This is a genomic window from Vibrio rubrogenes (assembly GCF_059641415.1).
The window spans coordinates 1-1,485 of record NZ_JCARSY010000092.1 but is presented as its reverse complement, the minus strand read 5'-3'; the positions used below and the strand labels follow the sequence as shown (position 1 = coordinate 1,485).

The 1,485-nt window shown below is 56.4% G+C and carries 1 protein-coding gene; it reads right to left on the bottom strand.

What is annotated here, in order from left to right; genetic code table 11:
• The coding region (locus AC55NX_RS20650) for a hypothetical protein (RefSeq protein ID WP_496997440.1) at positions 1–1,485 on the bottom strand (1,485 nt) is incomplete at both ends.

Below are 1,485 nucleotides of genomic sequence, written 5' to 3'. Positions count from 1 at the left end.
AGACCGGTATCTTTGGCGATCAGCAGATTATTCCCAGCAAACACCTTCCCGGTGTTGGTCAGGTTGTCGGTCAACAGGCTGACATCATGATTGGCTGACACCGCTCCGCTGTTGCTCAGCTGGTGCGCCACATTCAGCGTCATATCGCTGAGTGCGGCCAGTATGCCGCTATTATCCAGTGCATCCGCGGTTAAACCGAGATCGGTCAGAGACTGAAGCTGATCGGTATTGGTCACGGACTGCGCTGTAATCGTCGTCTTCTGACCGGAGACTAAACCGTGGTTGGTCAGGGCGTTGTCGAGTGTCAGCGAGGTATTGCCTTGCGCAGCCACTTCCCCGTCATTGGTCAGGCTGTTGGCTTGCAGGGTCACATCCTGTCCGGCAGTCAGATGCTGCCCGTGACTGACAACCACATCACCATGGGTCGCAATGGTAAGCTGCCCGGCTTTTGCCGTGAGGCTGCCGTCGGTATTGTTGAACGTGGCGGTACGAGTCTGTTCGGTATCTTTGGCGACCAGCAGGTTATTGCCGGCAAACACCTTCCCGGTGTTGGTCAGGTTGTCGGTCAACAGGCTGACATCATGATTGGCGGAAACAGCACCGCTATTACTCAGTTGGTGCGCTACATTCAGCGTCATATCGCTGAGTGCGGCCAGTGTGCCACTGTTATCCAGTGCATCAGTCGTCAAGCCGAGATCGGTCAGGGACTGCATCTGACCGGTATTAGTGACTGACTGCGCTATGAGCGTCGTCTGCTGACCGGAGACTAACCCGTGGTTGGTCAGGGCGTTGTCCAGTGTCAGCGACGTATTGCCTTGCGCAGCCACTTCTCCGTCATTGGTCAGGCTGTTGGCTTGCAGGGTCACATCCTGTCCGGCAGTTAGATGCTGCCCGCGACTGACAACCACATCACCATGGGTCGCAATGGTGAGCTGACCGGCTTTCGCTGTGAGGCTGCCGTCGGTATTGTTGAATGTGGCGGTGCGAGTCTGCTCGGTATCTTTGGCAACCAGCAGGTTATTGCCGGCAAACACCTTCCCGGTGTTGGTCAGGTTGTCGGTCAACAGGCTGACATCATGATTGGCTGAAACAGCACCGCTGTTGCTCAGCTGGTGCGCCACATTCAGCGTCATATCGCTGAGTGCCGCCAGTGTGCCGCTATTATCCAGTGCATCCGCGGTTAAACCGAGATCGGTCAAAGACTGAAGCTGATCGGTATTGGTCACGGACTGCGCTACGAGTGTCGTCTGCTGACCGGAGACTAAACCGTGGTTGATCAGGGCATTGTCCAGTGTCAGCAAGGTATTGCCTTGCGCAGCCACTTCCCCGTCATTGGTCAGGCTGTTGGCTTGCAGGATCATATCCTGTCCGGCAGTCAGATGCTGCCCGCTACTGACAACCACATCACCATACGTCGCAATGGTGAGCTGCCCGGCTTTTGCCGTGAGACTGCCGTCGGTATTGTTGAACGTGGCGGTGCGAGTC